The 26,651-nt window shown below is 63.3% G+C and carries 28 protein-coding genes; 10 read left to right on the plus strand and 18 right to left on the minus strand.

Annotated elements, in window-relative coordinates:
* Positions 1 to 198 precede the first annotated feature (198 nt).
* Positions 199 to 1,746 carry a GDSL-type esterase/lipase family protein gene (locus HZB49_RS28605; RefSeq protein ID WP_291617496.1) on the minus strand — a complete coding sequence of 516 codons (1,548 nt, stop codon included), beginning with the start codon at positions 1,744 to 1,746 and terminating at the stop codon, positions 199 to 201.
* Between the two features lie 296 nt (positions 1,747 to 2,042).
* On the minus strand, positions 2,043 to 2,741 hold the full coding sequence (locus tag HZB49_RS28610; protein ID WP_291617497.1) for a Crp/Fnr family transcriptional regulator: 699 nt from the start codon (positions 2,739 to 2,741) through the stop codon (positions 2,043 to 2,045).
* A 404-nt stretch (positions 2,742 to 3,145) separates the two neighbouring features.
* Here HZB49_RS28610 and HZB49_RS28615 point away from each other — a divergent pair, with 404 nt between their 5' ends.
* Positions 3,146 to 3,445: a hypothetical protein gene (locus HZB49_RS28615; RefSeq protein WP_291617498.1), complete on the plus strand. Its 300-nt coding sequence runs from the start codon at positions 3,146 to 3,148 to the stop codon at positions 3,443 to 3,445.
* A 734-nt stretch (positions 3,446 to 4,179) separates the two neighbouring features.
* Here the strand turns inward: HZB49_RS28615 and HZB49_RS28620 are convergent.
* The 3 genes from HZB49_RS28620 to HZB49_RS28630 form a co-directional block, all read right to left on the minus strand.
* The gene (locus HZB49_RS28620) at positions 4,180 to 4,710 is read right to left on the minus strand and encodes a DUF1003 domain-containing protein (RefSeq protein WP_291617499.1); all 531 of its coding nucleotides are present in this window, start codon (positions 4,708 to 4,710) and stop codon (positions 4,180 to 4,182) included.
* Positions 4,711 to 4,815: 105 nt separating this feature from the next.
* Positions 4,816 to 5,517, minus strand: coding sequence for a VIT family protein (locus HZB49_RS28625; protein WP_291617500.1), 702 nt, complete (start codon positions 5,515 to 5,517; stop codon positions 4,816 to 4,818).
* A 549-nt stretch (positions 5,518 to 6,066) separates the two neighbouring features.
* Entirely contained in the window at positions 6,067 to 6,369 is a 303-nt protein-coding gene (locus HZB49_RS28630) for a GlsB/YeaQ/YmgE family stress response membrane protein (protein WP_291617501.1), read from the minus strand.
* Between HZB49_RS28630 and HZB49_RS30115 the strand changes: the two genes are divergently transcribed.
* The 3 genes from HZB49_RS30115 to HZB49_RS28645 all read left to right on the plus strand — a co-directional run bounded on the left by HZB49_RS30115 (position 6,298) and on the right by HZB49_RS28645 (position 7,895).
* Complete coding sequence (locus HZB49_RS30115; RefSeq protein ID WP_365859605.1) at positions 6,298 to 6,909, plus strand: septal ring lytic transglycosylase RlpA family protein; 612 nt, start codon at positions 6,298 to 6,300, stop codon at positions 6,907 to 6,909. The genes HZB49_RS28630 and HZB49_RS30115 overlap by 72 nt on opposite strands.
* Before the next feature lie 144 nt (positions 6,910 to 7,053).
* A complete protein-coding gene (locus tag HZB49_RS28640) occupies positions 7,054 to 7,263 on the plus strand; it encodes a hypothetical protein (protein WP_291617503.1) in 210 nt (69 codons plus the stop codon).
* A gap of 158 nt (positions 7,264 to 7,421) precedes the next feature.
* Complete coding sequence (locus HZB49_RS28645; RefSeq protein ID WP_291617504.1) at positions 7,422 to 7,895, plus strand: peptidoglycan-binding domain-containing protein; 474 nt, start codon at positions 7,422 to 7,424, stop codon at positions 7,893 to 7,895.
* 192 nt (positions 7,896 to 8,087) lie between these two features.
* On the opposite strand, the gene HZB49_RS28650 is transcribed toward HZB49_RS28645, so the two are convergent.
* From HZB49_RS28650 to HZB49_RS28675, 6 genes are all read right to left on the minus strand, one after another.
* Complete coding sequence (locus tag HZB49_RS28650) at positions 8,088 to 8,294, minus strand: hypothetical protein (protein ID WP_291617505.1); 207 nt, start codon at positions 8,292 to 8,294, stop codon at positions 8,088 to 8,090.
* Positions 8,295 to 8,360: 66 nt separating this feature from the next.
* Positions 8,361 to 8,561: a hypothetical protein gene (locus tag HZB49_RS28655; protein ID WP_291617506.1), complete on the minus strand. Its 201-nt coding sequence runs from the start codon at positions 8,559 to 8,561 to the stop codon at positions 8,361 to 8,363.
* A gap of 44 nt (positions 8,562 to 8,605) precedes the next feature.
* A complete protein-coding gene (locus HZB49_RS28660; protein ID WP_291617507.1) occupies positions 8,606 to 8,848 on the minus strand; it encodes a hypothetical protein in 243 nt (80 codons plus the stop codon).
* Positions 8,849 to 8,893: 45 nt separating this feature from the next.
* Positions 8,894 to 10,186 (minus strand): glycoside hydrolase family 130 protein, encoded by a 1,293-nt coding sequence (locus tag HZB49_RS28665; RefSeq protein ID WP_291617508.1) that lies wholly within the window; start codon positions 10,184 to 10,186, stop codon positions 8,894 to 8,896.
* Between the two features lie 36 nt (positions 10,187 to 10,222).
* Positions 10,223 to 12,502 (minus strand): glycosyltransferase family 4 protein, encoded by a 2,280-nt coding sequence (locus HZB49_RS28670; protein WP_291617509.1) that lies wholly within the window; start codon positions 12,500 to 12,502, stop codon positions 10,223 to 10,225.
* Positions 12,499 to 13,428 carry a class I mannose-6-phosphate isomerase gene (locus HZB49_RS28675; protein ID WP_291617510.1) on the minus strand — a complete coding sequence of 310 codons (930 nt, stop codon included), beginning with the start codon at positions 13,426 to 13,428 and terminating at the stop codon, positions 12,499 to 12,501. Before HZB49_RS28675 ends, HZB49_RS28670 begins: the two co-directional genes overlap by 4 nt.
* Before the next feature lie 613 nt (positions 13,429 to 14,041).
* Here HZB49_RS28675 and HZB49_RS28680 point away from each other — a divergent pair.
* Positions 14,042 to 14,413: a signal transduction histidine kinase gene (locus HZB49_RS28680; RefSeq protein WP_291617511.1), complete on the plus strand. Its 372-nt coding sequence runs from the start codon at positions 14,042 to 14,044 to the stop codon at positions 14,411 to 14,413.
* Between the two features lie 81 nt (positions 14,414 to 14,494).
* Here the strand turns inward: HZB49_RS28680 and HZB49_RS28685 are convergent, their stop codons facing one another.
* The 4 genes from HZB49_RS28685 to HZB49_RS28700 are packed head-to-tail and all read right to left on the minus strand — an operon-like array spanning position 14,495 to position 18,524.
* Positions 14,495 to 14,890, minus strand: coding sequence for a hypothetical protein (locus tag HZB49_RS28685; protein WP_291617512.1), 396 nt, complete (start codon positions 14,888 to 14,890; stop codon positions 14,495 to 14,497).
* Positions 14,891 to 14,893: 3 nt separating this feature from the next.
* Positions 14,894 to 17,167: a xanthine dehydrogenase family protein molybdopterin-binding subunit gene (locus tag HZB49_RS28690; protein WP_291617513.1), complete on the minus strand. Its 2,274-nt coding sequence runs from the start codon at positions 17,165 to 17,167 to the stop codon at positions 14,894 to 14,896.
* On the minus strand, positions 17,164 to 17,658 hold the full coding sequence (locus HZB49_RS28695; RefSeq protein ID WP_291617514.1) for a (2Fe-2S)-binding protein: 495 nt from the start codon (positions 17,656 to 17,658) through the stop codon (positions 17,164 to 17,166). The genes HZB49_RS28690 and HZB49_RS28695 overlap by 4 nt, the downstream gene beginning before the upstream one ends.
* 5 nt (positions 17,659 to 17,663) lie before the next feature.
* A complete protein-coding gene (locus HZB49_RS28700; protein WP_291617679.1) occupies positions 17,664 to 18,524 on the minus strand; it encodes a xanthine dehydrogenase family protein subunit M in 861 nt (286 codons plus the stop codon).
* A gap of 283 nt (positions 18,525 to 18,807) precedes the next feature.
* Here HZB49_RS28700 and HZB49_RS28705 point away from each other — a divergent pair, with 283 nt between their 5' ends.
* Positions 18,808 to 19,194 (plus strand): Rid family hydrolase, encoded by a 387-nt coding sequence (locus tag HZB49_RS28705; protein ID WP_291617515.1) that lies wholly within the window; start codon positions 18,808 to 18,810, stop codon positions 19,192 to 19,194.
* A 3-nt stretch (positions 19,195 to 19,197) separates the two neighbouring features.
* Here HZB49_RS28705 and HZB49_RS28710 read toward each other — a convergent pair whose 3' ends face one another.
* Both HZB49_RS28710 and HZB49_RS28715 read right to left on the minus strand, forming a co-directional pair.
* Positions 19,198 to 20,175 (minus strand): tripartite tricarboxylate transporter substrate-binding protein, encoded by a 978-nt coding sequence (locus HZB49_RS28710; protein ID WP_291617516.1) that lies wholly within the window; start codon positions 20,173 to 20,175, stop codon positions 19,198 to 19,200.
* A 38-nt stretch (positions 20,176 to 20,213) separates the two neighbouring features.
* Positions 20,214 to 21,008 carry an enoyl-CoA hydratase-related protein gene (locus HZB49_RS28715; RefSeq protein WP_291617517.1) on the minus strand — a complete coding sequence of 265 codons (795 nt, stop codon included), beginning with the start codon at positions 21,006 to 21,008 and terminating at the stop codon, positions 20,214 to 20,216.
* A 168-nt stretch (positions 21,009 to 21,176) separates the two neighbouring features.
* Between HZB49_RS28715 and HZB49_RS28720 the strand changes: the two genes are divergently transcribed.
* On the plus strand, positions 21,177 to 21,791 hold the full coding sequence (locus HZB49_RS28720) for a PilZ domain-containing protein (protein WP_291617518.1): 615 nt from the start codon (positions 21,177 to 21,179) through the stop codon (positions 21,789 to 21,791).
* Between the two features lie 331 nt (positions 21,792 to 22,122).
* The gene (locus HZB49_RS28725; RefSeq protein ID WP_291617519.1) at positions 22,123 to 22,740 is read left to right on the plus strand and encodes a transglutaminase-like cysteine peptidase; all 618 of its coding nucleotides are present in this window, start codon (positions 22,123 to 22,125) and stop codon (positions 22,738 to 22,740) included.
* Positions 22,741 to 22,865: 125 nt separating this feature from the next.
* Here HZB49_RS28725 and HZB49_RS28730 read toward each other — a convergent pair whose 3' ends face one another.
* The gene (locus HZB49_RS28730) at positions 22,866 to 24,140 is read right to left on the minus strand and encodes a DUF4010 domain-containing protein (RefSeq protein WP_291617520.1); all 1,275 of its coding nucleotides are present in this window, start codon (positions 24,138 to 24,140) and stop codon (positions 22,866 to 22,868) included.
* Between the two features lie 201 nt (positions 24,141 to 24,341).
* Between HZB49_RS28730 and HZB49_RS28735 the strand changes: the two genes are divergently transcribed.
* Both HZB49_RS28735 and HZB49_RS28740 read left to right on the plus strand, forming a co-directional pair.
* Positions 24,342 to 25,208 carry a formate/nitrite transporter family protein gene (locus HZB49_RS28735; RefSeq protein ID WP_291617521.1) on the plus strand — a complete coding sequence of 289 codons (867 nt, stop codon included), beginning with the start codon at positions 24,342 to 24,344 and terminating at the stop codon, positions 25,206 to 25,208.
* 157 nt (positions 25,209 to 25,365) lie between these two features.
* Positions 25,366 to 26,646, plus strand: coding sequence for a glycosyltransferase family 87 protein (locus HZB49_RS28740; RefSeq protein WP_291617522.1), 1,281 nt, complete (start codon positions 25,366 to 25,368; stop codon positions 26,644 to 26,646).
* The last annotated feature ends 5 nt before the right edge of the window (positions 26,647 to 26,651 follow it).

Raw genomic sequence — 26,651 nt, forward strand, 5'->3', positions numbered from 1 at the left:
GCGCCAACGTTCGTGACGACCGCGAAGCGTCCCCTCATGGTGGCGCGGGCTGGGGCGGGTTATGCACCTGATTTGCCGTTTCCGTAAAGCAGAATATTTTTCATTTCTGGACTTGACAACGATTCCGTAAAACAGAACAACAATCTGACCGTCGTGTCGGATTTGCAACACTCCGCCGGAGCAACCCATCTGAGGGCGCTATTCACCGCAGGCCGCCTTCGCCTCCGGAGCGCCGTTCGACCGCCGCGCCGCCACCGTCCGCGCCACGGTGCGCGCCACCAGCGCCTGGCCCTTTTCATTGGGATGCACGTGGTCGGCAAACAGCAATTCGTTGTCGCAGCCACGGAACACCGCGGCTGCATCGATGAGGACGATGCGGCCGTCGCTGCCGGCGATCTTCTTCAGCTCGGCCACATAGGGTGACTGGATGCGGGCCGAGGTGAAATCGAGGTCGATGGCGGCCTGCAGCTCCGCGAGGCCTTTCTGCTCGTCACCGAGCCGGCGATACGTCAGCCCCGCATTGTAGTGGAAGTGCGGCACCTTCGGCGCGAGTTCGATTGCCTTGCGGAAGGCCGCGAGCGCAGCCTGTGCGTCGCCGGACCGGGCCAGCACGTAGCCGTAATTGTTGTAGACGTCCGGATCCCCGGTACCGCTCTCCACAAGCTTCGAAAACCGCTCGCGCTGCTCGTCGAGACGGCCGTCGAAGCAGAGCACCACCTGGTTGGCGTATCTGCCGATCGGCAGATCGTATTTGGGATAGCGCGGCGCCGTGATGTCCGTATTGAGCAGCGCGGGCAGCAAATTGCTCAACGGCTTGCCCGGCTCGAGGCATCCCTTCTTCCAGCCGAATTGCGGCTCGTAGGCGCGGCGAAAATCATATTCGAGGATGCGCGGCGGGTATTCCAGCGGCACCGGGGGAATGACGAGGTAGACGTCGGCGCCCGTCCCTTCCGCCCAGCGGATCATGGCATCCATGTTCTCGCGGAACTCGCCGAGGGGAACGCGCGGCAGCTTGAGCGCCTCGTCGCCGAGGTCGGTGTCGAAGGCAATCTGGTTGAGGTACTTCGCGCCCGCTTTCAGGAACACGTAGGTCGCCGAATGCTCGACGAGCCAGTTCTCGGCACGGCTCGCGAACGACCTTCCGGCCTGCGTGGCATCGAGCAGGCGGCGGTCGGGCACGCTGGAGCCGAAGCCGTCATTGTTGCCGACGTAGAACAGGACGCCGTCGGGCTTGTACTTGTAGTACTCGCGAAGCAGGGCTGCGCGCACCTGTTCGGTGGAATAGCCGATCACGGCGGCATTGATGACCTCGACCCCATCGCCGAGCAGGCGCTGCAGCACCTGCGGCCAGGTGTCGGACTGCTTGTCGATGCCGAGGCCGGCAGTGGAGGAATCGCCGAGAATGAGCAGGCGGTAGCGCTTGCCGTCGCGTTCGTATGGAATTTCATGCGGCGAGTAGATGCCGTGCGACGTCGTGAGGTACGGCTCTTGCCTGAGGCCAGCCTGGTTCCTCCAGGCGAGGAAGGGATCGGCGGTGTGCGGGTTGACCGGAAACTGGAATTTCTTGATCCGGGTGGCGGGATTGCGGAACACCGCCACATGCGGCGGCACCTCGCCCACCACCGAGCGGAAGAAGGCAAGCTCGCTCCTGGCCGTGCGAAGGGCAACCTCGGCCACGCCGAAGATCACGACGAAAGGCAGCAGGATAGCGATGAATAGCTTGAGCCCGTCACCACGCGGCCTCATTCAGATAGTCCTCCCCAGCCGGGTGAGGCTAGTGCGGGCGGCCGGGGAATTCAATCGTCAGGACACCGCGACGCGCTTTGAGTTGGCACCGCCGCCGGCCCCCGGGGGGTGTCCTGCCTGCGTGAGTTTGAGCCACTAAAGGGCGTGGAGCGGATATTGGCGGTGTCGTGAACGAACCCCGCCCTGTTCGTCTGCTCGCCCTGTCTCGGAGGCTCAGTAGCGGCGCTGGCGAACGCCCAAATTCGTTCAAATTGCTCAGAGCGGGAAATATCCGGATGAACGTCACAGCGAAAACGTCAGGACAAAGTTTTCACATCACCTGGCTGCTCGTTCAAAACCACGCTCAGGAGCGAGCTGTGGATTTCAAGATGGCCGTTGTAATCGATAAAGCCCAATTCACGAAACTTGTTCATGAAATGGCTGACGCGCGACCGGGTTGTGCCGATCATCTCGGCCAGGGTTTCCTGGCTGATCTTTGCAATGATCGGCTCCGGTCGCCCTTCCTTGCCGAAGTTGGCCAATAGAAGCAGAATCCTGGCGAGACGCTTCTCGGTCGAATTGAACAGCTGGTCGACCAGGTCGGCCTCCACGCGGGCTGACCGCGCCAGTACATGCGTAATGAACATTCGGGAGAACGCTGGTTCATCCTGGAGAACCCGGAGGATCTCAACCATCTCCACCCTCATGACTTCGCAGTCCGTCATTGCAGTCGCCGTTGCCAGACGCTTTGGCTGCCCGATCAAACATCCCTCGCCAAAGAACTCGCCTACGCCCAGGATCGCGATGACTGCCTCTTTGCCCTGCTTCGAGACAACGGTCATCTTGACCTTGCCCTTCTTGATGTAAAACACGGCATCGGCGGCGTTCCCTTGTGCATAGATGACCTGCTTTTGCCGATGTTTGGCAATGGAACGGCCCTTGGCCGACGTGCCGAAATACAGCACCGGGTCAAATTTCGAGCCGTTCTTTCTTCTTGAAATTCTCGGCTTCTGCATCAATGCTCCTCCCGGGTTGGCTCAGTGAACCACTTGCGGGATCACAATTGATATCATGCAGGCTCGGCGAGCACCACGTGGGGCGCAGTGCACACGTCAGATGTTGGAATGTTGTGCCAGGAAGGGACCCCAGCTGGCTTCTGGCTCAGCTGGGATCCTGACCGGGCATTGGGGGGCAATGGGACCACCCGATCTCTTTCAGCTAGGCACGGTGGCCGCTCCGAAGTCTGAGCAAAATTGCACACTCCTCGGATAATTCTCCTGCAGTCTCAGGACACCTTTGAGTGTGTGGTTATGCGTCTGGTTTGGGCGCAGACCCCTCCCCCGAGAAGGCCCCCGCAAACACGCGAGTTCAGCATGGACTCTTTCCTCATCTGCTGATCTGCCTTCGAAAACGATTGGCAATGACGGAAGCGATGACGGCAGCAGCGCACGCGCGACTTACCCCGGAGGAACGATTGCGCGTCCTGCGACTTGACCAACCAACCGTATTGAGAAAACCGATGAATACGCTGCCAGTCGATCGCGCGCTTACCATTTATGGCGCTCTCGCCGACCGCTCCGAGGCAAAAGGTGTGCGAGAGCGGCTGTCGAAACACCTCATGAAGCGGTATATCGATGGAGAGCGAGACCAACACCGCTTGACCGTGGAAGGCTTGTCATATCTGCAAGCCCTTTATCGCGAAATCGATTCTCGCAGGTAAGCCATCCGGGCCTTTTGTGCTTCCCTCTGCATTCTTAGCGATTGTCGACGGCTGATTTTCGCCTTCGCAATGCGCACGGCATCCTCTCTTGTCGGTCGCTTTCGACTGGTTGGAACTTCAGAAGGCCCTGCAGCCGTCGTCGGCATGAGAGGTAGCGCCGGACAAATCGCGAAGCCATGAGCACGCTGGGTGCTCATTGGACCAATAGATTGTTGTTCTCGATGACGCATTACTAGACAACGACTCGCCCCCGGATTTGTTCTGTGACCCCGATTCGATTTGCCTTGGCGGTTTCGCGTTTGAGGCCGCATCGATGAATCGACGCCGCCGGTGTCCCTCATCAGCCGAGGGCAAGCAAATTCCTGGAATGTGAGCAATACAGAACAGCGGCGGAACTTCGCAGGTTCCATGCTCCCGGCGCCGTCGCCCGCAACAGCACCGGCGTGATCCGGATCGCGAGCGCCGGTTTGGCATCGATCCTGGCTACGCTCCGCGCCAAACGTAGGGGGTCGCTTCATGCTCGACAAACAAAACCAGGGCCCACTGTGCACCACTTGCAGCTCTCGCATGAGATTGACGACCATCGAGCCGAGCATGTGGGGCCTGGACTTGCGATCGTTTGCCTGCCCGCAATGCAGCATGAGTGAGCAGCACTCGATGGACAGCTCCACAACCGAGGCCTGGCTGGCGCCATCGAGCCACCGGAAGACTTGATCGGCGGCAACGACCGCGGGTTAGGCTTCGCCCGGCACCGCTCCGGCCTCGATGGACGCGACAAGCTCGGGCGCAAGCTGGGCAGACAAGCGCTGAATGATGTTGAGCAACTGCAGGATTTCCTGCTCCCGCAGCGCGTCAATCTTGTTGTGCAACAATTCGATTTCGAGTTCAGCCTTCACGTTTATTCGATAGTCGTGTTCCGCGTGCCTGCGGTCGATGTCGGATTGACGATTCTGGCTCATCATGATGATGGGCGCCGCGTACGCCGCCTGGAAAGAAAGCACCAGGTTCAGCAGGATAAAGGGATAAGGGTCCCAATGGTTGATGAACGCCAGCATGTTGAGGACGATCCAGATGCCGAGCAGCACGCTTTGGATGATGATGAAGCGCCAGGAGCCAACTGTTTCGGCAACCCGGTCGGCCAGCATCGCGCCCGGCGTCAGTGCAAGCCTGGGTGCGTTGCGGGCGGGCTTCTGCGCCCGAAGTTCTCGCAGCCGCTCCTGATCTTCAGTACTCAGGTGCACCTTATGGCTTTGCTCGCTGGTCATTCGTTGCCATCCATCGTTAGGGAGCTGTCCAAACATGCTGGCATTGAAACAACACTCTTATGGCTGCAGCAATGATCTTTCAGCCGCAGGCTGTTAGCCTGTCTTTCAAACGACTGTCCCGAACAGCTTTCCAATGCCGGCGGTGAGGGACAGGGCGAACGCACCCCAAAAAGTTACACGGATGGTCGCGCGCAGAATGTTGGCGCCGCCCGCCGTGGCGCCGATCGCACCCAGGACCGCCAGGAAGGCCAGCGACGCTGCGGACACAACCGGCACCAGCGCGTTGCCTGGCGACACGATCACCATCAGCAACGGCATGGCTGCGCCTACCGCAAACATCGCCGCCGAGGCGAGCGCGGCCTGTACGGGACGGGCCGCAGTTATTTCCGAGATTCCCAGTTCGTCGCGCGCATGAGCCGTCAGCGCGTCTTTCGCCATCAACTGCTCGGCGACCTGCCGCGCCAAGGGCTTGTCGACACCCCGCTTGATGTAGATTTCGGCAAGTTCGTCGAGTTCAAAAGCGGGGTTTTCGCTCAACTCCTTGCGTTCCCGCGCAAGATCAGCCTGCTCGGTATCCGACTGCGAACTGACGGAAACATACTCGCCAGCCGCCATCGACATCGCTCCGGCGACCAATCCCGCAACACCTGCGATCAGGACATCGTTTCGGGTTGCGGCCGCTGCAGCAACGCCAACGATGAGGCTCGCCGTCGAGATGATGCCATCGTTTGCGCCAAGGACAGCCGCCCTCAGCCACCCAATCCGACCGACGAGATGGCTTTCCGGGTGCGCGTGAAGCCGGCTCATGTATTCTCCTCAGTACAACCTGGAACCGATCGCGGTCGCCACTGTCAGTGCGATCTCGGACCCTCCGAATGAACCACAAATCCCATTTTTGCTGCGCAGTCCAATCTGCTTTTGATCCAGGTCAAATTGCCGTCGGCGAATTGCTCACCTGACACACTCGAATCGAACTCCTGATGACGGCCAATATCCGGGGCTTCAGTTTGGCAGCGAATTCAAGCGGAGCGCGCCGGGCGCCGGCAAGCCTCCTCGGCGCGAGCCATCAATCGGATCGGAAATAAAGTCACTCTGCCAGGAACGATTGTATCGGAGATCGGTTGGCAATGACGACCGGAACGCCATCCCCGTGGCGATCTGATGAAATGACGGCCCCAGCTTGCGCGCCCCCCGCCCCCGCTGGGGCCGTTTCTTTCGCCGAAGTCGCGCCGTCGTCTGCGGAGAGGTGATCCGTCCCGAGTCGAGAACAGATTGCGTGAGCTCGGCCGGTCAAGCCATACCGGAAAAATCGAGATCAATGGCGGCCCCGTGTGACAAGACCGAGTCAGGCGCGAGCTAGCGACGCCACCAGTTTCTCTGCCACCCCCATCCGCCGCCACCGCCACCCCGAACGAGGCGCACGATGAGAAGAAGCAGTACGGCACCTATGGTGGCATTGACGATTGCGCCGACCAATCCGGTCCCGAGATGGATCCCGAGCTGGGGCAGCAACCAGCTTCCGAACAAGGCACCCAGGAGTCCGACGACAAGGTCGCCGATGAGTCCGAAGCCGGTTCCCTGCACGAATTGACCCGCCAGCCAGCCGGCGACAAGACCCACGAACAAGACGACCAACAAGCTCTCGCTCGACATGTTCATTTCTCCACCTCTGGTCTGACGAAAAGGAAGGACAGCATCACAGGCCCGTCGATGTTCGTCTGTATAATTTTGACCAGTTTGCCGCGCGGTCGGGCTTTTTGCGCGGCTCCATGCGTGGAGCGTTTCCCGAAGTTGCTTCGCAATCATCGTGCGTGGGGGTGCTGCCACGGAACTTTACAGGTTGACCGGCATTCACAACAGATGTCCACCTCAAAGCTATTGTCATTGGCTCTCCTGTTGTCGTCGGTTGCGAGTGGTTCATCCCAGGCAGAAAACGGGATGGCTTCGTTTTATGGCGGCGGAGACACCGCAAGCGGCGAAGTGAGCAGGCCCGCGGACCTTACCGCGGCTCATCGCAGTCTGCCATTCGGAGCAAGAGTGCTGGTCACAAACGTCAGCAACGGCAGGAGCGTGGTCGTGCGCATAACCGACCGTGGTCCATACGGTCATGGGCGCATTATTGATTTGAGCCGTGCGGCTGCGGTCGAACTGGATATGATCGACAGCGGAACCGCAAATGTCAGCGTGGTGCGTCAATAGCCCGGCGAGCCGACGCTCGCCACAGCCAGTTCGTTAACTTCTCGAAAGTGAGCAAAACAGCACAACCACATGATAGTGGCGGCTCCATACTGCTTCTATCACCGCGCGCCTCTTAACGGCAACTGCCGGTGATTGGAGAGCGTCATGATCACGTTTCACCGGCCGCAGGGCCCAGAGTGCCAAACAGCGGCCATTCTGGCACGGATGACGCCCGGACGCTCCGGCTTCGATGCCCGCACACTGAAGTGCCCCGCGTACGGTTACGACCATCAGACTGCGGTCGAGCCGTTCGATCCAATGAAATCGCGGGAAACCAACGGTTGGCTCATGGGCCAGCTGCGAGCGCCGACCTAGGTCAAACAATGCGGCGTAACAATCGACGCGCGTCATGGAACATCGGGCCGGTGTAACAGTTGTCCATCCACACACACCGAGTTGCGCTTTCGATTTGGACCTCGCGGCTACTGAGGCGAAATCACCGAGCGACTTCAAGATCAGGGAATAATGAACCCTTGCGTGTCCTCACTCTCGCGTTTTTGTTCCTGGTAATTCTCGTCGGCGCAGACGCGGCCAAAGCAGGTCCGAGCACAATCGTCCGCGACCAGCTGGCATCTGTCGATCCGGCCACCCTCGCCGCCGCGACGCAGGAAACCGAAGATCAGATCAGGCTTGACAAGGCAAAGCGCCGCTACGTTCAGCGCGGACTGACGCGCCTCGGCTTCGACAGCAAGGTGAACGGCAAGTTCGACGAGCCGACTCGTGCTGCCATCTCCCGTTGGCAGATTGCGCGCGGCTATCCCGAAACTGGCTTCCTCAGCCCGGTGCAGCATACGGCGCTACAGGCTGAAATCGTCTCAGCGGCGCAAGCCAGCGTTGACAGTAGACCCGAGCAAACGACCCGTGGTCGCGGCACGGACAGCGCACGCCAACATCGAGGCGGCCCCGGCGGGCTGATCGGCGGTGTGGTGGGCGGAATGTTTCGATGACACCTCGAGGCAATTTCCGCTGCTGAACGCAACCGCGCTCGTTGGGCGCAGCTTCTTCAATGTGCGCCATGCCCCTGACCATGGAGCGGACGGCCAGTATGTCTCAAATGGGCCGTTAGCTCGCGGTTTGCCGTCTGGCGCAAGAGTGCTGGTCACAAACTTCCGCAGGCGATAGTCCGGGAGCGCGCCAAATCACTGACAGTACGAAAGCTGATCTTCCGTGACTATCCGCTCGATATTGTCCGACTTGCTCTTGATCCGATATCTGAGACGTCCGTCCGCTTCGATGGGCATGCGCTGAACAATCGTATAAATCATTGGCGGATCGGTCTCAGCGCGGCCCTGCGGACCCTGGCGCTGGTGTTGGACGTCATCATTCGGCTTGAAGGCATGCGACATGTGTCTACCCCGGGATTTACCGCCACTCTAGCGCGAAAGGCACGGCGAAGCGACCCGTTCCGCTGCTCAGATTCTTGCCGCGACGCCCTCCTCGCCGCTTATCGCGCGATCCAGGGCTTCGATCAACGCTTGCAGCTCGACGAACTTGCCGCGTGCCCGCTCGGCCGTATCCCGGTCGAAGGGCGCCGCCAACACCTTGGCGTGAGCGTCCCTGTCCTCGATCATGCGCTCGCGGGCCTTCTTCAGTATATCGAGTCGTCCGCTCATTGATGCACCTTTCTTTCATCTTCGTAACCAGGACCGGGACGGGCTCAGCCGAAAGCCGAAGGAACCTGGCCGCTACGGAACAGGACCGTCGGCTCGTCATCGTAGTCGCCCGTTTCGGCATCTCCCGCGGATGAGAAGGCGACGACGCCCAGCTTGCTCGGTGCGAGCCTCTCGGCGGTCCGCAGCGCGCTGATTTCCGTCTTGCAGGCGATCGGAGCGTCGGCTTTCAGGTCCTCGCCTCGGCCGAGGTTGAATGCCTGAACGAAATAGCATGTTTCTCGGGCCATGGGACTCTCCCTTGAACAGACAAGTCGCACCGCGCAACGCTGCATTCAGGACATGGCCTGCAGCAGCGCCGAGACCTTCATGGTCGCAAAATGCGAATAGGTGTCCGACACGGCGTAGGGCAGGATGATCCGGTCCTTATGCGCCAGTGCCCCGCAGGTGTAGACGACATTGGGAACGTATCCTTCGCGCTGGGATGGCTCGGGCCGCAACAACGGTTCGCTCGAACGCGCCAGCACCCTGGACGGATCCCGCTTGTCGAGCAGCGCTGCGCCGATCGAGTATCTTCGAACCGGCCCGACGCCGTGCGTGAGCAGCAGCCAGCCCTCCTCCAGTTCGATCGGCGATCCGCAGTTGCCGATCTGGACGAACTCCCAGGGAAATCGCGGCTTCAGGATCGCCTGACCGCCTTCCCACCTGTACAGGTCGTCCGAATAGACCAGATAGAGGTTCTCGTTGTCCTGCCGCGCAATCATGGCGTACTTGCCGTCGATCCTGCGCGGGAAGAGCGCCATGCCCTTGTTGCGCGCGGCAGCGCCGTGCAGGGGCGACATCCGGAACGACAGAAAGTCGGAGGTCTCGATCAATTCCGATCGAATCGCCGTGCCCATGTAGGCGGTGTAGGTCGCGTAATAGGTCTTCCGGCCGTCATCCGTGAATTCGACGAAGCGAGCGTCCTCGATGCCGTGCGACTGGGATTCGGTGACCGGAAAGATGACGCGCTCGCTGATGTCCTGCTCGGGCGAAAAGGCGAGTTCCACCTCGTCACCGATCGGTCCTGGAATCAGATGCCGGATCCGGGGACTTGAAGCGAGCCGCACGGTCGGCTCGACATGAATGCCGCCGTCAGCCGCGACGGTGCCCGTGCGGAACGTCAGTGACGACACGTGTCCTTCGCCGACGGCACGCAGGCTGAGAATGAAGCGCAGGCTGCCGGCCGCAATCCCCGACTGATCGGGGTGCGGCACGATGCTCGGATTGAACAATGCCGAGGCTTCGAACGAATACTCGTTCATGAAGTACGCGCCGACGAGCTGACGCTGGACCCTGGAAAAGCTGCAATGCGCCGCGAGGGCTTCCTCCATCTCGTCGGCACGGCGCTCGAATGTCTCCAGCAGGTTGCGATGCCTGCCCTCGAAGTTCTCCAGCACATCCGCCAGCTGGTTTTCCGCCTCCTTCGAATCCAGTTCGAGGACGCGCTCGACGATGTGATTGGCCCGGGTCTTGTCGGTCGGGTTGAGATCGCGCGGTTCGGTCGCCGGCTTGAACGGGCGGACGATGACGCGCGCGGGGTCGGGGCGCAAATGAAGCGCCTGCCGGTTCAGAAAGGTGGCGTGCAAGAGTGTGCCCTCGGTTGGCCGGAGTGAATGTTGAAATCAGGCCCGGACGGCTCGAAGCGCCACGGAATCTGCCGGGTTGACACTCACGCGGGCAAGCTGACGAATCTCGGCAAGCCCCAGAAGATAGCACACCGCCGACTCTCCCCCGCGATTTTCATTGGCTCGGTCGGGATGCAGTCCATCGCGGCAACTGCCGGTCCCGCTATCGACGAGCGCAACCGAGAGGTCGTTGCTGCCCAGGAACCAGGAGAAAGCCCTGGTCGCCTCGCTCTTCCATCCGGCATCCTCCTCCGCCCGCAACGCTTTCAGGCAGGCGGCGATCGTTGCGGTCGCTTCCACCGGCTGCTGATCGAACGCGCAAGGAGGTTGCCGGCTTTCGCCGAAACCGGCGGTACCGACCGGCCGGAAATGACCCATCGGGGATGTCTGCTGTATCATCAGCCAGCGCAGCGACCTCAACCCGGCGTCGATATAGCCGCGGTTCCGCGTCGCCATGCCCGTGACGATCAGGGCCTCGGGCAGCCGCGCATTGTCATAGGCAAGGCCCTCCTCGAACCATATCCAGTCCGGCGTCTCCACCGACTCAAGGCATAGCATCAGCCTGTCGGCCAGAATCCGGCGCATATCGCGGGCACGGCGGTCGTCCGGGATCTCGGCGCAATAGGCGTCCAGGCCCAGCAGCGTGAACGCCGAAGCCCGGGGCGAACGAAACGATTTGGTTATCGGCAGTGCCGCGTCGAACAATGCGGCCGCCCATCGGCGCCGGGATCCGCTGGCGTCTCTGCGCACGCATTGACCCAGCGCCCACAAGGTCCGCCCATGGCTGTCCTCGGAGCCCTGTTGCTCGAGCCAGGTCCGGTCGTAACCCATGAAATTGCGGAATCGACCGGTATCGGGATTCCACGCATGCTGAACAAAAGCGGCGAAGCGGGCTGTCAGCAATTCCGCGAGCGGCTGCTCGCCGGGCGCGTTGAGGGCGCAGGCCAGCAACAGCGCGCGCGCATTGTCATCTACGCAATAGCCGTGCAAACGATCCGGCACGGAGTGCACGGCGTGCTGCAGCAGTCCGGTATCGTCGCACATCGAAAGGAAATGGTCCGTTTGCATGGCCGGCGCCGCGGCAGTTTGCGCCGGAGCCGGGGCGCTGCGCGCGATCACCTTCAACCAGTGGCCCTGCCGCGCGTTCGCGAAAGCCGCCATGTAACGCTCGGCGGTGCGCTGCCATGTCATCGGTCGACTGGTCGCGTAGGCCCGCTCGCGCATGACCTGCCGGCGCGGCTTGTCGGTCAGCAATTGCGCGATCGCATTGGCGGTTTCCGGGGCGTCGCCAAAGGAGACGAGAGTGCCGCGTCCGTCGGCCAGCAGTTCGCGCGCGTGCCAATAGGGCGTCGAGACCACGGGCTTTCCAAGGCCAAAGCTGTAAGCCAGCGTGCCCGACGTCATCTGCGCCTCGTTGAGATAGGGCGTGACATAGACGTCGCACATCGAAATGAATTCGAGCAGCGTCGCCTGGTCGACGAAGCGGTCGAGGAATACGACGTGGTCCTCGACGCCGAGGTCCCGCACGCGCGCAATCAGGCTCGCGCGATAGGCTTCACCCTGGTCCCGAACCAGATTGGGGTGGGTCGCGCCGAGCACGACGTAGACCGCGTCCGGGCGCTGTTTCAGGATCGCCGGCATGGCATCGATCATGACCTCGATGCCCTTGCTGGGAGACAACAAGCCGAACGTCAGGATGACGGAACGGCCGTCGAACCCGAGCCTGGCCTTTGCCGCGTCAGGCTCGACAAACGGAAAGTCGGGGATGCCATGGGCGATGACCTCGATTTTTTCGTCAGGCACACGATAGACGCTGCGAAGCAGCTCGCGTCCCTTGTTGGCCATGACGATGATCTTTGCGGACATCTCGACGATGCGATCCATGACTGCGTGCTGGGCCGCCGTGGGCTTGGCCAGCACCGTATGCAGCGTCGTCACCACCGGCATGGTCAGACGCGACAGCAATTCGAGGATGTGGGAGCCGGCTTCGCCGCCGAAGATTCCGAATTCGTGCTGCAGGCAAGCGACGTCGAAGCGGCCGGCGTTGAGAAACGCCGCGGCGCGCACATAGGATTCGATGACGTCATCCTCGATCTGCAGGGCGACCGCGCCGGGATAGTCATAGGCCTGACCGCGGTCGGTCATCGCCACGATGGAAGTCACCGGGCTTGTCGGCGAGTTCGACAGCGCGCTTTGCAGGTCCGTGGTGAATGTCGCGATCCCGCAACGGCGGGGCAACGAATTGCCGATCAACGCAATCCTGCCAATCGGCGTCATGTCCGCGCCTCGTAATGGCTGATCAATTCCGCAACGGCGGTGCGTGGAACGCGGCCGGCGGATGGTTCAGCCAGCGTCTGCAGCAACGAAGCGACGGGAGCCGCCGCGGGATAGGCGACCAGGGCGGTCAATCCGTTGGCGCCGACCTCGATGCTGGTGCGGCCACCGCTGACGAAGATCGCCTCCCCGACGGATACTGCGGTCAATCCGACCGCCGCATGGCCGTCGACTGCGAGAATCCAGGTTTCCGGTTCAGCCAGCAGCGCCCAGCTCGAGCCCGCCGGCAGGTCAATTTTCTCGAGAACGAAATGCTGGCTCGCGACAAGGACGGTCCGTTCACGCGTAAGGCGGCTGGCACTGCCGGCAGGCTGAAGCGGCCCGGCGTCGGCGGCGGCGACACAATTGTCCTCATTCAATTCGCGGCCTCTGCCGTAGTCGAACAGCCGGAACGTCGCGTCACTGTGCTGCTGGATTTCGGCCAGCACGATGCCGGCGCCCAGCGCGTGGATCGTGCCGGCGGGTATGAAGACGACATCGCCTTTCGCGACCGGACGCCATTGCACCAGATCGACGATCGAGCCGTCCCTGATCGACGCCCGCAACTCCTGCGGAGTGACGCGATGCGTCAGGCCGACACCGATCTTCGCATCCGGCTTCGCCGACAGGATGTACCATGCCTCGCTCTTGCCGTTCGGCAGACCCATCGCGCGCGCGCAGGTATCATCCGGATGAACCTGGATCGACAGCGGTTCGTTCGTGAACAGCAGCTTGAGCAGCAAGGCAGGACCCGAAGCGCTCCCGCTGGCCCGCTCAAACCACAACTCTCCCACCGCGTCATTGGTGCCGTCGATGTTGCTCCAGGGACGGAGGTCGCAGGCACCCCAGGGTTTGTGAACGACCCTGACGGAGGCGTGCTCGATGGGCATATGTTGTCCTGACCCCGGACGCGCACGTCGAAGCGACGTGCCGTTGGGCGATATCATTCACGGAATTTGTATAGCGAAGGCGTCGAGCTCGGGAGTCGCGCGGTTGTGCGAGAGTCGATCACTCATTGAAGCATATGGAGACTCCGGTACCCGATATCAACCGCCGCGCGACGAACGCCGTCCATTTACACGCCGCACAGACGTGTCATGAACACTGACGGACCGACTCGACGAAAACATCGGGCTCCTGGTCATTTGTCGCGATTTCCCTCGACATTGCCCCAGAATGAGCGTCTCCTGTTCCAATCACCGTTCGTGCCTGGCATCTGCCGGTGACTGAGAGCTTGCGCTCCCGCCATAACAAGGCGGTCAACATGCCCAACATTCAGAAGTTTGATCTGCGCGAGTGGCTCGTGCCGCCCATTCTGCTGCCGCTGTTCTTCGGTGTGGTCATCGCCGGCGCGGTCATCATCCGATGGTGAACGCCACCATCACCCGATAGAACGGCAGCGACACCGCACAGACCGGCACTCGCTTGTTTGCGTCGGCTTGAGCTGTCGGCGGGTCGTCGAGCCGGCGACGGCGTCCGCCATACACCAATGGAGCATCCCAGATGCCAGTTTCCCAATTCGACATCGATGACGGACCGCACAACATGGACGGCTTGCGGCTCCTTGCCATGGAGGGCGCTCAGCCGGTTGAGGCGTTCATCAGCCGCAAGGTGATGGACGTTTGGGTCGGCTCCATCGAGCGCGATGGAGGACGACAAAGCCTGTTCCGGCGACAGTACACCGCGCTCGGGAAGGCGAACATCGAGTCACTTCGAAGAATTGTGAGCACGAAATACCAGCGAGGTGCCGCGTTCAACCGTCAGCATCCGTTCGTCGAGGTCTTGTTCGCGGACATCACGGAAAGCGGCGAGGCGCTGGATCTGAGCGGACTCGTGCGTGAGCCCTTGCCGCCGGCATTTCACCGGCTCGGTTGAGCCCGATCGGCGCGTCGTGCCTTGCAGCCAGCCGTCGAGTTCAACCGGGGCACGCTTGGGCGGATAGTTTCGCTATCCGTCTTACGGCGTGAACGAGGGATTGGAAATCACGAACGCCAGCATGATCGCACAGAGATGGACGGCGACCAGGGTCAGCACGGCCGGTGTGAGGCGACCCTTGCTGCGGGCGACGTCGAGGATGATGCCGTAGAGAGGATATTGCGCGATCCCCAGCACGACAGAGGGCTGCGTGATCGACTTGGTGACCGCCGTCGACATCATGGTCCAGGGAAACGGAAGTTTCGCCGCGTAGTAAGTGCCGTGGCCGCCGCCGGCTGCGAGGACGACGAGGTACAACGCCAGCGGCGCAAACAGAACGCCGAGAATGGTAGGCAGTCCACGAAAGCGCACCCTTCGCGGACTGCCTGAGTCGTTGCTGGCCGACGGGTCATGCGCCTGCGGACCCGTCGCGCTCATCGCCTACTCCGCCGCCTGCTTCACGCCGGCATCCAGCGCAGCGCTCACCTTGGGCGGCGACATCGGCAGGCTGTAGAAGCGGATGCCGAGCGCGTTGTAGATGGCGCTTGCCACCGCGGCCATCACGGGGACCAGCGGCACTTCGCCGACGCCCTTGACGCCCTGTGGATGCTTCGGGTTCGGCACCTCGACCATGATGCAGTCGAGCATCGGCAGGTCCGAGCAGACGGGCATGCGGTAGTCGAGGAAGCCGGGGTTATCGACCTTGCCGTCCTTGTTGTAGATGTACTCCTCGTTCAGCGCCCAGCCGATGCCCTGCGCGACACCGCCCTGCAATTGTCCTTCGACATAGCCGGGGTGGATGGCGCGGCCGACGTCCTGCACCGCGGTGTAGCGGATCACGCGCACGATGCCGAGCTCGGTGTCGACTTCGACGTCGCAGATATGCGTGCCGAAGCCGCCGTCGGCGCCCGTGGTGTTGAGCTGCACGCCGGCGCCGATCGGGCCGCCCTGGGTGGGCGCCTTGTCGGCGAGTTCCTTCAGCGTCAACGGCTCGAACTGACCGGCATTCGGGCTGACCGGATGCGCCGCGCCCTGGTCCCATTTCACCGCTTCGGGATCGATGTTCCAGATCTTCGCGGCGCGCTCGCGCAGCGTCTGGATCACCTTCTCGGTCGATTGCGTCACCACCATCGCGGAGGCGAACAGCACGCGGCTGCCGCCGGTCAGGTTGGAGAAGCCGATGGTTTGCGTGTCGCCGATGATGACGGACACACGCTTGTAGTCGATGCCGAGCAGCTCGGCGCAGATATTGGCAATGCCCGCGCGCGAGCCGCCGATGTCGGGGTGTCCCGTGGTGACGACGACGTTGCCGTCTTCGGTGATGTTGACCTGCGCTGAAGACTCGCCGCCGGCGTTGAACCAGAAGCCGGACGCGACGCCCCTGCCCCGCGGCTTGCCGTGGCCGTCGCCGAGCGGCGCGGCGTAATGCGCCGAGGCCTTCGCGGCTTCCACCGTCTCGATATAGCCGATGCGCGGGAAGGTCGGGCCGTGCGCGGCCTTGGTGCCTTCCTTGGCGCCGTTCTTGAGACGGAAGTCGAGCGGGTCCATCTTCAAGGCTTCCGCCACTTCGTCCATCACGCATTCCACGGCATAGGCGCCGATCGGCGCGCCGGGTGCGCGATAGGCCGCGACCTTGGAGCGGTTGGAGCAGACGTCAAAACCTTCGGAGAGAAGGTTCGGGATGTCGTAAGGCGTGAAGCTGCAACCGGCGGCGCCGCGGATCGGCGAACCCGGAAGGGCGCCGGCCTGCAGGTAGAAGGTGCCGTGGGCGGCGGTGATGCGGCCGTCTTTCGTCGCGCCGATCTTCACCGTGCTCCGCGAGCCCGACGTCGGCCCGGTGGCGCGCATCACTTCCTCGCGCGTCATCACCATCTTCACGGGACGCCCGGATTTCTTGGCGAGCAGGGTCGCCAGCGGCTCGAGATAGACGATGGTCTTGCCGCCAAAACCGCCGCCGATCTCGGCGGGAATGGCGCGGATGTCGCTCTGGGGAATGCCGGTCAGGTAGGCCGTCATCGCGCGGACCATGAACTGGCCCTGGCTGGAGCTCCAGATCGTGGTCTTGCCGTCGGGCGCCACCGAGATCACGCAGGCATGCGGCTCGATATAGCCCTGGTGCACCGGGCGCGTGGTGAAGGTGCGCTCGATGACCACGTCGGCCTTCTTGAAGCCTTCGGCGATGTCGCCCTTCTTGTGCTCGAGGCGGCCCATGATGTTGGAGGGCTTGCCTTCCCACTTGTTGAACTCGTGCAGAACTGGCGCGTCCGGCTTGATCGCGTCCTCGATCTCGATCGTCCAGGGCAGCACCTCGTAGTCGACCTCGATCAGGCTGCAGGCCTCAGCCGCGATCGCCTCCGTGGTGGCGGCGACTGCCGCGACGGGGTGTCCGGGAAACAGCGCCTTGTCGCGCGCCATCACGTTACGGCACATCCAGCGCATGTCCTGGATGCCGAGCATGACCGCGCCCTTCTCGATCGGGAAGTCGACGATGTCCTTCGAGGTGACGACGGCCTTCACGCCGGGCAGCTTCTCCGCCTTCGACGTGTCGATCGAACGGATGCGCGCATGCGGATGCGGGCTGCGCAGGACCTTGCCCCAGATCTGGCCGGGCATGGTCATGTCGGCGGCGAACTGGGCGCGGCCGGTGACCTTGTCCATGCCGTCGGGGCGAATGGTGCGCTGGCCGATCCACTTGTTGTTGGTGACGAGGTTCATTGGGCTGCCTCCTTGATTCCGTCGCGCATTTCCGCCGCGGTCTCCAGCACCGCGCGCACGATCTTGTCGTAGCCGGTGCACCGGCAGAGATTGCCGGCGAGCCAGAAGCGGACTTCCTCCTCCGACGGGTTCGGGTTCCTGCGCAGCAGCGCGTCGGAAGCCACCAGCATGCCCGAGGTGCAGATGCCGCACTGGAGCGCGGCCTGTTCGAGGAATTTCTGCTGCAGCGGATGCAGCTTTTCGCCGTCGGCCATGCCCTCGATGGTCCGGATCTCGTGGCCCTCGGCTTCGGCGGCGAGCATCAGGCAGGAGCAGATCAGCTGATCGTCGACGGTGATGCTGCAGGCGCCGCAATCGCCGGATGAACAGCCTTCCTTGGAGCCGGTCAGCCCGAGCGGCCCGCGCAGCGCGTCGAGCATGGTGTCGTTCGGCTCGCACAGATATTCCACGGGCTCGCCGTTGATGGTGGTGGTGACGTGAATCTTGGCCATGAACTCTATTTCCCTGTCGCGCGTTTGGCGGCGATGGCGGCCGTGCGCTTGAGCAGCACGCCCGCGGTCTTGATGCGGTAGGCGATGGTGCCGCGCTTGTCGTCGATCGGACGGCAGGCGGCGCGGCAGGCTTCCGCGGCTTTTTCCAGCGCAGCGGCGTCAAGCTTCGAGCCGACCAGCGCCTTGGCTGCAGCCTCGACCAGCAGCGGGGTCGGCGCGACGGCGCCGAGACCGACGCGGGCGGCGGTGCAGACGCCGTCCTTCAAGGTCAGGCTGACGCCCAGCCCAACGACGGCGATGTCCATCTCGGTGCGCGGAATCATGCGCAGATAAGCGTCGCCCGAACCGGGCGGACGCGGCGGCAGCTTGAAGCTGACCAGAATCTCGCCGGGCTTCAGATTGGTGCGGCCGGGACCGGCGGGCACCTCTTCCACCTTCAGTTCACGGCGGCCGTTCGGGCCCTGGATCGTGACGACGGCACCGGCCGCGATCATCGCCGGCACGCTGTCGCCGGCGGGCGAGCCGTTGCAGAGATTGCCGCCGGCAGACGCCCGGCCCTGCACCTGCTTGGAGCCGATCAGGTTGACGGCCTCCAGCACGCCCGGCCAGACCTTGCCGAAGCGGGGATGGTCGTGCAGCGCCATACCCGAGGTTGCCGCGCCAATCCGGAAGCCGCCATCGGCGGTCTCCTCGATGGCGGTCATCTCGGCGATCTTCTTGATGTCGACGATCACGCCCGGCTTGACGATGCCGGAACGCATTTGCACCAGGAGATCGGTGCCGCCTGCGAGAATGCGCGCCGCGCTGCCCGCGGCCGCAAATGCCCCGACCGCTTCATCGAGCGTATGCGGAGCAAGGTATCGGATATCCGCCATCGAACCAGAACGCCTCCCCTGACCTGGTCGAGCATGATCCGCTTTTTCGGGATCATGCTCGAACCCTTTGTTTTGATTGGTTCTAAGCCTACACGCTGACGGCGGATCGGAACAGCCTCCACGATCGGTGCAATCGGCATGCTTCCCATGCGCAGAGCGGCGATTGCATCTCGAATGGGCAGCATTCCGCCTCACTTGTTTGACAGAAGGCCGCACCGCACCTAACGCAGGCGAAAATGACACAACCAAAAGGGCCCCGCCGATGAAGACCCGCGTGGAAACGCTGACACCGCCGAACACGCCAAAGCCGATCGGCCCCTACAACCACATCGCCAAGGTCGGACAACACATCACGATCGGCGGCACGGCCGGCTTCGATCCCGCCACCGGACAATTGGCCGGCCCTGACATAAGGTCGCAGACGCTGCGCATCCTGCAGTCGTTCAAGGTCATGCTGGAGGCCGCCGGTTCCGACCTCGATCACGTCGTGCACGTCAACGTGTTCCTGCGCGACATGAAGGATTTCGACACCATGAACGCCGCCTATGCCGAGATGATGGGCGAGCACCGGCCGGCCCGCACGGCGTTCGCCGTGCGCGACCTGCCGAAGCCGGACGTGCTGCTGACGATGAACCTGACGGCGGTGACCCGGGAGGGTTGACCGCTACTCCGGCTTCAAGCCTGCGGCGGCGACGACCTTGGCCCACCGCTCCGTATCCTCGGCGATCAGCTTTGCGAAATCGGCGGGCGAGCCCGGCAGCGGCTCGCCGCCCAGCGCCTCCAGCCGCTTCTTCAGCGCGGGATCCGATATGGCGGCGTTGATTTCCTTGTTGAGCGTGGCGACGACGGTCCCGGGCACCGCCTTTGGCGCGCACAGGCCGTACCACTGGCTGCTGTCATAGCCGGGTACGAAGTCGGCCACCGGAGGCAGCTCGGGCATCACCTCCGCGCGCGCCGCCGTCGTCACCGCCAGCGCACGCAGCTTGCCGGTCTTCACATAGTCGATGGTGCCGGGCGCCGTGGCGAATAAGAGCTGCACCTGGCCGGTCAGCAAATCCGTCATCGCCGGTCCCTGCCCGCGATAGGGCACGTGCAGCATGTCGACGCCGGCCATCATCTTGAACAGCTCTCCCGCCATGTGCGGCGCGCTGCCGTTGCCGGCCGAAGCCATGGTGATCTTGCCCGGATTTGCTTTCGCATAGGCGATCAGTTCGGGAACGCTGTTCGCCGGCAGCGACGGATGCACCATGATGATCATGGGCACGCGGATAATGCCGCCGATCGGCGCGATGTCGCGGATGAAGTTGAAATTCAGTTTCGGGTACAGCGAGGCGTTGACGGCGTTCGGCAGCGTCGCAAGCAGCAGCGTGTAGCCGTCGGGGGCCGCATTGACCACGGTCTCGGTGCCGATATTGCCGCCGGCGCCCGGGCGGTTCTCGGTGACAAAGGATTGGCCAAGGCGCTCGGTGAACCACTGCCCGATCAGCCGCGCGGTGATATCGACGCCGCCGCCCGCGGCAAAGCCCGCCACGATACGCACCGGCCGCGTCGGATAATCGAGCGCGGATGCCGCGCGCGGCCAGACGGGCAGCATGGCTGCGAAGCCCGCGAGTTGCAGGAAAGTTCTGCGTGCAAGTTGCATGTCGTCCCTCCACATTCGGCGTTCGCGTCTGGCGCAAGTCAGCTGCCGCGGAACACCGGCTTGCGGCGCTCGTTGAAGGCGGCGACGCCCTCGCGGCGGTCTTCGGTGGAAACGAGGCGGTTATAGGCCTCGATCTCGAAGGCAAGTCCGTCCGACAACGACATCTGCAGGCCGCGATGGATGGATTGCTTGGCCTGACGCACCGCCAGCGGTCCGTTGGCGGCGATGCGGCGGGCAATGGTCAGCGTCGCCTCCATCAGTTCGCCGGGTTCGACCACGCGATTGACGAGGCCCCATGATTCCGCCGCAGCCGCGGTGAACGGCAGGCCGGACAGGATCAACTCCTTGGCGCGGCGCTCGCCGACGGCGCGGGCGAGATTTTGCGTGCCGCCGGCGCCGGGCATGATGCCGAGCGTCACCTCGGTCAGCGCAAAGCGCGCCGTGTTCGCGGCATAGATGAAGTCGCAGGCGGCGGCGATCTCGCAGCCGCCGCCATAGGCCGCTCCGTTGACGGCCGCAAGCACCGGGATCGGGCAACCCAGGATCGCCCGCGCCATCCGCTCGAAGATCAGGTGCTGCGCGCGCCAGGCCGCATCTGTCATGCCGTTGCGCTCCTTGAGGTCGCCGCCGGCGCAGAACGCGCTGTTGCCGCTGCCGGTGACAACCACTGCGCGCAAATCTTCCGTCTCGATCGAGAACTGCTCGAACACTTCCATGAGGTCGAGCCCCATCTGGGTGTTGAGGGCGTTGGACACCTCGGGCCGGTTGAGCGTGACGGTGAGGATATGGCCGTCGACCCGCGACAGGGCGATGGTCTCGAACTCGGCGCGCATCGGATTTTCCCCCCGCTCATGTGTTGACTGGCGTGCATGCTTGCCCGCTTCCCTGGGTGTTGGCGAGCCTATGTAAAGTCGACGCGGATGCAACCGCCGCTAACACATCGTTAACCCTGTCAGCCTTAGGGTCGAGGAGGCGCCGAAATCCGGCGTCGGGTGGCCATGATGTCGTTTGCGCACAAGAAATCATCCCTGCCGGCGGCGCAGGAGCGGCGACGCTTCCAGCGCGTCAAGGTGCACCTGCTCGGCCGCTACATGCTGCCCGACCGGCGCGAATTCCCCTGCCAGATCATCAATATGTCGCCGGGGGGCCTCGCCCTGCTGGCGCCCGGCATCGGCAATGTCGGCGACCGCGTGATCGCCTATCTCGACCATATCGGCCGGGTCGAGGGCAAGATCACCCGCATCATCGACAACGGCTTTGCTATGACGGTGAGCGCTACCGCCAGGAAGCGCGACAAGCTCGCCGCCCAGCTGACGTGGCTGGCCAACCGCGACATCCTCAATCTGCCGGAAGACCGCCGCCACGACCGCATCGTGCCGCGCAACCCGATCGCCGTGCTGACGCTGGAAGACGGCCAGCGCATGAGCTGCCGCATCATCGACCTGTCGCTGTCGGGCGCGGCGGTGGCCGCCGAAAGCCGCCCGCCGCTGAAATCCATGGTCCGCCTCGGCTGCGTACCGGCGCGGGTGGTGCGAAATCTCGAGGAAGGCTTCGCGCTGGAGTTCACCCACGCGCAGGATGCGGAGACTCTCGAAGAGAGCGTTAGCATGCGGTAAAGCGCTTCAGGCGCAAAAGCCCGCGATTTTCGACCCAAAGGGCGGTATCCGCATCTCCGGATACCGCCCTTTGCATTTCCGGTTCTGCCAGATCGCAGTTAACGCGGCGCCATCAGCGGCGATTTCCGCAATCGCGCCAGCACACCGGCGGTTAATGCATAAAATTTGAATCAATTGCAGTTGTCTCAAATTTTAGTCGAATTCGATTCAAGTATAGTTCGAATTCGCCGCGCCTTTTACTTGTATTCGCTTCAAATCTACTTGGCCGACTTAGCGGCGGCGCAAATCCTTTATGCGAAACGTGGTCCCAACAAGAAAAACGGGGGCCACAATGTTGTTCAAGGGACAGGGGAAAGGGCTGGCTGTACTTGCCATCCTTCTGGGGCTGAGCGTCCAGGCGAAAGCCGGCGACGTGCACTATGCCAGCCTCGGCGACACCACGCGTTCGCCGATCGGCTGGGTCGAATTCTGCGCCGAGAATCCGGGCGATTGCCGCGGCGGCGCGAGCCAACCACGCGACATCGTGATGTCGCAGACGGCATGGCGCGACCTGGTGCGCGTCAACAAATGGGTCAACGAGTCGATCAAGCCCCTGACCGACATGGATCATTGGGGCGTGATCGAGAAGTGGTCACTGCCGACGGACGGTTACGGCGACTGCGAAGATTACGTGCTGCTGAAGCGCAAGATGCTGATCGATGCCGGATGGCCGCGCGAGGCCCTGCTCATCACCGTCGTGCGCGACAAGAAGGGCGAGGGACATGCGGTGCTGACGGTGAAGTCCGACAAGGGCGAGTTCGTTCTCGACAACCAGAACGAAAGCGTCCTGGCCTGGACCGAGACCGGATACCGCTTCGTCAAACGCCAGTCGCAGGGCGATCCCAATGTCTGGGTCTCGCTCGGTGACAGCAGGCCTGCGGTCTCCACCGCCAGCGCCCGCGATCGCTGAACAAAGGAACTAGAGGACACGCGACCCGGTCACATCCCCACCCCTCCCCGTCCCAGACCGGTTCGCGCGCGGCCAGGCTTCCCCCAAAGCCTGGCCGCAACTTTTTTTGGGGTAGCTCTGGAAGTTTACTTGAGCAAGTACGCGCCGAACGCGCCGGCCCACACGGCGGCGATGACGGCGAGAAGCCCGGGGATCAGCCGCAGTGCGTAGGAAGGCCCGCCGCTCATCCAGGCGACGACGGCCTTGCTGAGCGTGTTGGCTGACATCGCCACCAGAATGGGCACGGCCGCGGCGGCGGCATCGATCTTTCCGGAAGCTGCAACGGCAGCGATGGCGACCGCCGGTGCATGCGTGTCGGCGAGGCCCGCAACCGCAGCGCCGATGACGAGGCCGAGCTCGCCGAAGGTGTCCTGCAGGGCGGCGGAAAGCAAGAGAACGCCGGACAGCACCGCCGCCAGCAGCAGCGCCGCAGGCGGGCTGAAGGCCCTGCCGGGCTTCAACTCCGCATCGCTGGTCTCGCGTGCGGACTTGATGGTGAAGATGGCGCCGTAGGCCACGGCGGCCATGCCGCCGCCGATCAGCGGCAGCAGCATCGCCTTCAGCACGGGAATGCTGACCGCGGCGAGCACTACGGCCATCTGGCCGACGGTTGCGACGGTCGACAGCACACCGCCGGCAACAGCCGGGCCGAGCAAGGCGGGAGTCTTGGTCGCGCGGGCGCCCATCGCCCCGATCGTGGCGGTGCTGGACACAAATCCGGAGGCAAGTCCGGCGATCGGAAGACCGGCCTGCGCGCCGAGCAGACGTATCGCCATGTGCCCGGCGGCGCCGATCGCCATCACCAGGATGACGATGATCCAGACCGCGCGCGGATTGAACGCATCGTAGGGACCGACCGGCCGATCGGGAAGCAGGGGCAGGACCACCAGCGTGGCGCTTGCGAAGATCAGGCCATCCCTGACCTCGTCTTCCGTCAACACCGAGCGCACGAAGTCATGCAGCTTCGTGCGCGCGGCCAAGAGAACCGTGAGTGCAACGGCGACGCCGGCGGCCAGGCCCGGCCGCTGGATGGCGAGCCCGCCGAGCAGCGCCGTCAGCACGAGCGCGACTTCGGAGGTGAGGCCGGGATCGTCGCTGCTTGACCGATAATAGGCGATCGCGGTCAGGCCGATGATTCCGGCCGTGATGAGCGCGAGCATTGTTTCGCCGCCGACAATGGAGGCGATTGCGCCGGCAAGGGACGCGAGCGCAAAGGTGCGCAGTCCTGCGGGCCCGCGTTTGGCGCCCTCGCCCTTGCGGCGCTCGCGCTCCAGCCCGACCAGAAGCCCGATCCCGAGCGCGACCCCGATCCTTGCGACCGCGGAATCGAGATTCAATGATGCGGGATCGAACAGAGACAAGCGCCGGTGTCCTCGGATGGGGCCGCGCACTTCACGCGCACGGAGACGCTAGGGTTTGCCGCTTGCCGGGTATTGATCTGGCGCAATCGATCCCGCGTCGGCTCGGCTAGCCTGTGTGGTGCGGCGTCGCCCGTCGTCACAATTCGCAGCTCGCCATTTTTCCGTTGATCTCGGGGTTCAGCTCCAGCCATTGTTGACGTGATGACCGACGAGATCAAGAAGCTATCCGACACCGGTCGTGTCGACGCCCTGCTGCCGCCCGAAATGGCGCTTGCGTGCGAGGCCGCCGGCGCTGCGAAAGCCAAGCGGGATGACGTGGCGCTCCTCATCCTCGGCGTTCTCGCCGGCGCTTTCATCGCGTTCGGCGCGATGTTCATGACGATCGTGATAACCGGAGCCGGCGACCTGCCATGGGGCATGGTACGGCTTCTTGCCGGCCTCGTCTTTTCGCTTGGCCTTGTCCTGGTGATCGTCGGCGGCGCCGAGCTGTTCACCGGCGACGCATTGATGATCGTGGCCTTCGCGAGCCGGCGTATCACCCTGCGATCGCTGCTGCGCGCCTGGCTACTGGTCTATATCGGCAATATCGCCGGCGCGGTCGGCACCGCCGCCCTGGTATTCCTGGCCGGGCAACATGGATTTGCCGGCGGCGCCGTCGGGAAAACCGCGCTCGCAATCGCCTCGATCAAGGCAGGGCTGCCGACGGGTCAATTGTTCTTTCTGGCCGTGCTCTGCAACGTGCTGGTCTGCCTCGCCGTCTGGATGTCCTTTGGCGCGCGAAGCGCCGCCGACAAGGTCATGGTGATCGTCCCGCCGATTGCGGCCTTTGTCGCCGCAGGCCTGGAACACTGTGTCGCCAACCTCTATCTCCTGCCCTACGCGCTCGCGATCAAATTCTGGGCCGGGCCGGAATTCTGGACGGCAATCGGCGGCAGCGCGACGGACTATGCGGCGCTCACCACAGTCAACGTGGCTCACAATGTTGTTGTAGCTACGATCGGCAATCTGATCGGCGGAAGCCTCCTGGTCGGTGCGGTCTATTGGTTCGTGTATTTGCGCCGGCGTTAGCAACTGGCAGGGCGTCAGGCTTGCCGGCCGGAAACTCGGTGGCTAGGGTGCATCGGCCTCTGCAGTTGCCCTGATCATTCCCTGACCAGCGATCGACGATCCCTGCTCATTCGAGCGTTCCGACCGGCTGCAAGGGCCTTCGAAGAGGAACGGCCATTTGCTGCATTATTTCAAGCAATACACGGAGAAATCCGTCAATTCGGAAGGGCAGGAAGTCTGGGACCTCAATGAGCCGTCTCGCGCACGGCTGACCTTTGCAAGCTGGGGCATCTGGCTGGCTGCGGTGACCGGCGGCCTCATCTACACGATCATCTGGGTTGCCAGCGGAAAGACCGGCGTCGCCATCTGCGAATATCTGGTGTTCATCGAGAACTTCTGGTCGAGCAAGCCGCTCTATGTCCTGAACGGTCTTCACGGCTTCCACTATCTGCCGATCATGCTGGTCATCGGCACTCCGCTGAGCTGGGTCAGCATCCCCGTGGCCGGTACGATTTTCGACCTGCTGTCGATCGGCTTTCTGGCATTCAGCGTCTACCGGCTCGCCGAAGCCGTTGCGCCGAAGCATCCGGCCAGCGCTGCAGGCTCGATCCTGCTGGCAAGCGTGGTGGCCGCGACCAATTCGGTCGTGCTGCTGCAGATGCAGACCCCGATGACCGCGGCGATGATCTGCGCCGCCGTCGCTGGAATGGAGGGACGCTGGCGGGCGCTGGCGGCGTGGCTGGTATTCGCAAGCGCCGTCAAGCCGCTTGCCATCGTCATGGCGATGCTCGCCTTCGTGACGGTGCCGCAAACCAGGATCCCGTTTGCCGTCGGATTCGCGGTGCTGCTGGCCGCTCCCTTCGGATTTCAGGACTGGAATTACCTGCTGGCCCAGTATCGCGAATACGTTGGGCAACTCTCGACGATCACCAATGCGGTACCGGGCCAATGGTACGCGCAGACGGAGATATCGACGCTGCTCAAGACCCTCGGGCTGGATCTCGGCTCGACCGCCCGCCTGGCGATACGGGTTGGCGCAGCCATCGGCGTGCTGGTCCTTGCCTGGCGGATCGCCGCGATGGGCGTGGCACGCGCCACGGCATTTGCCTTGCTGATCCTGTCCACCTGCTACATCGGGCTTTTCAATCCGCGGCAGGAGAATGTCTCGTTTATCATCGTCGCGCCCGGCATCGCCGCCTTGGCCATGCTCTATCTGCAGCGCAACGTTGCCGACTGGCGCGGCTCGATCTGGTTCGCGCTGGCATTCCTGGTCCAGTTCAGCTGGGGCAACGGAACGAGGGCCGGCGCCTGGCTGTATCCGGGATGGATGGTCTTGATCTGGGCCGGACTGCTCGGCCTCATGATCAATCCGCGGCGCTGGTGCGAGCTCCTGTCGGCATCTGCTGCTTCGCCACGCAAGGAGGCTCCCACCGGTCACCCCCTCCGCGACGTCGCGTAGGACCG

Origin of the sequence: Bradyrhizobium sp. (assembly GCF_016219575.1) — a bacterium.
Lineage (GTDB): Bacteria > Pseudomonadota > Alphaproteobacteria > Rhizobiales > Xanthobacteraceae > Bradyrhizobium.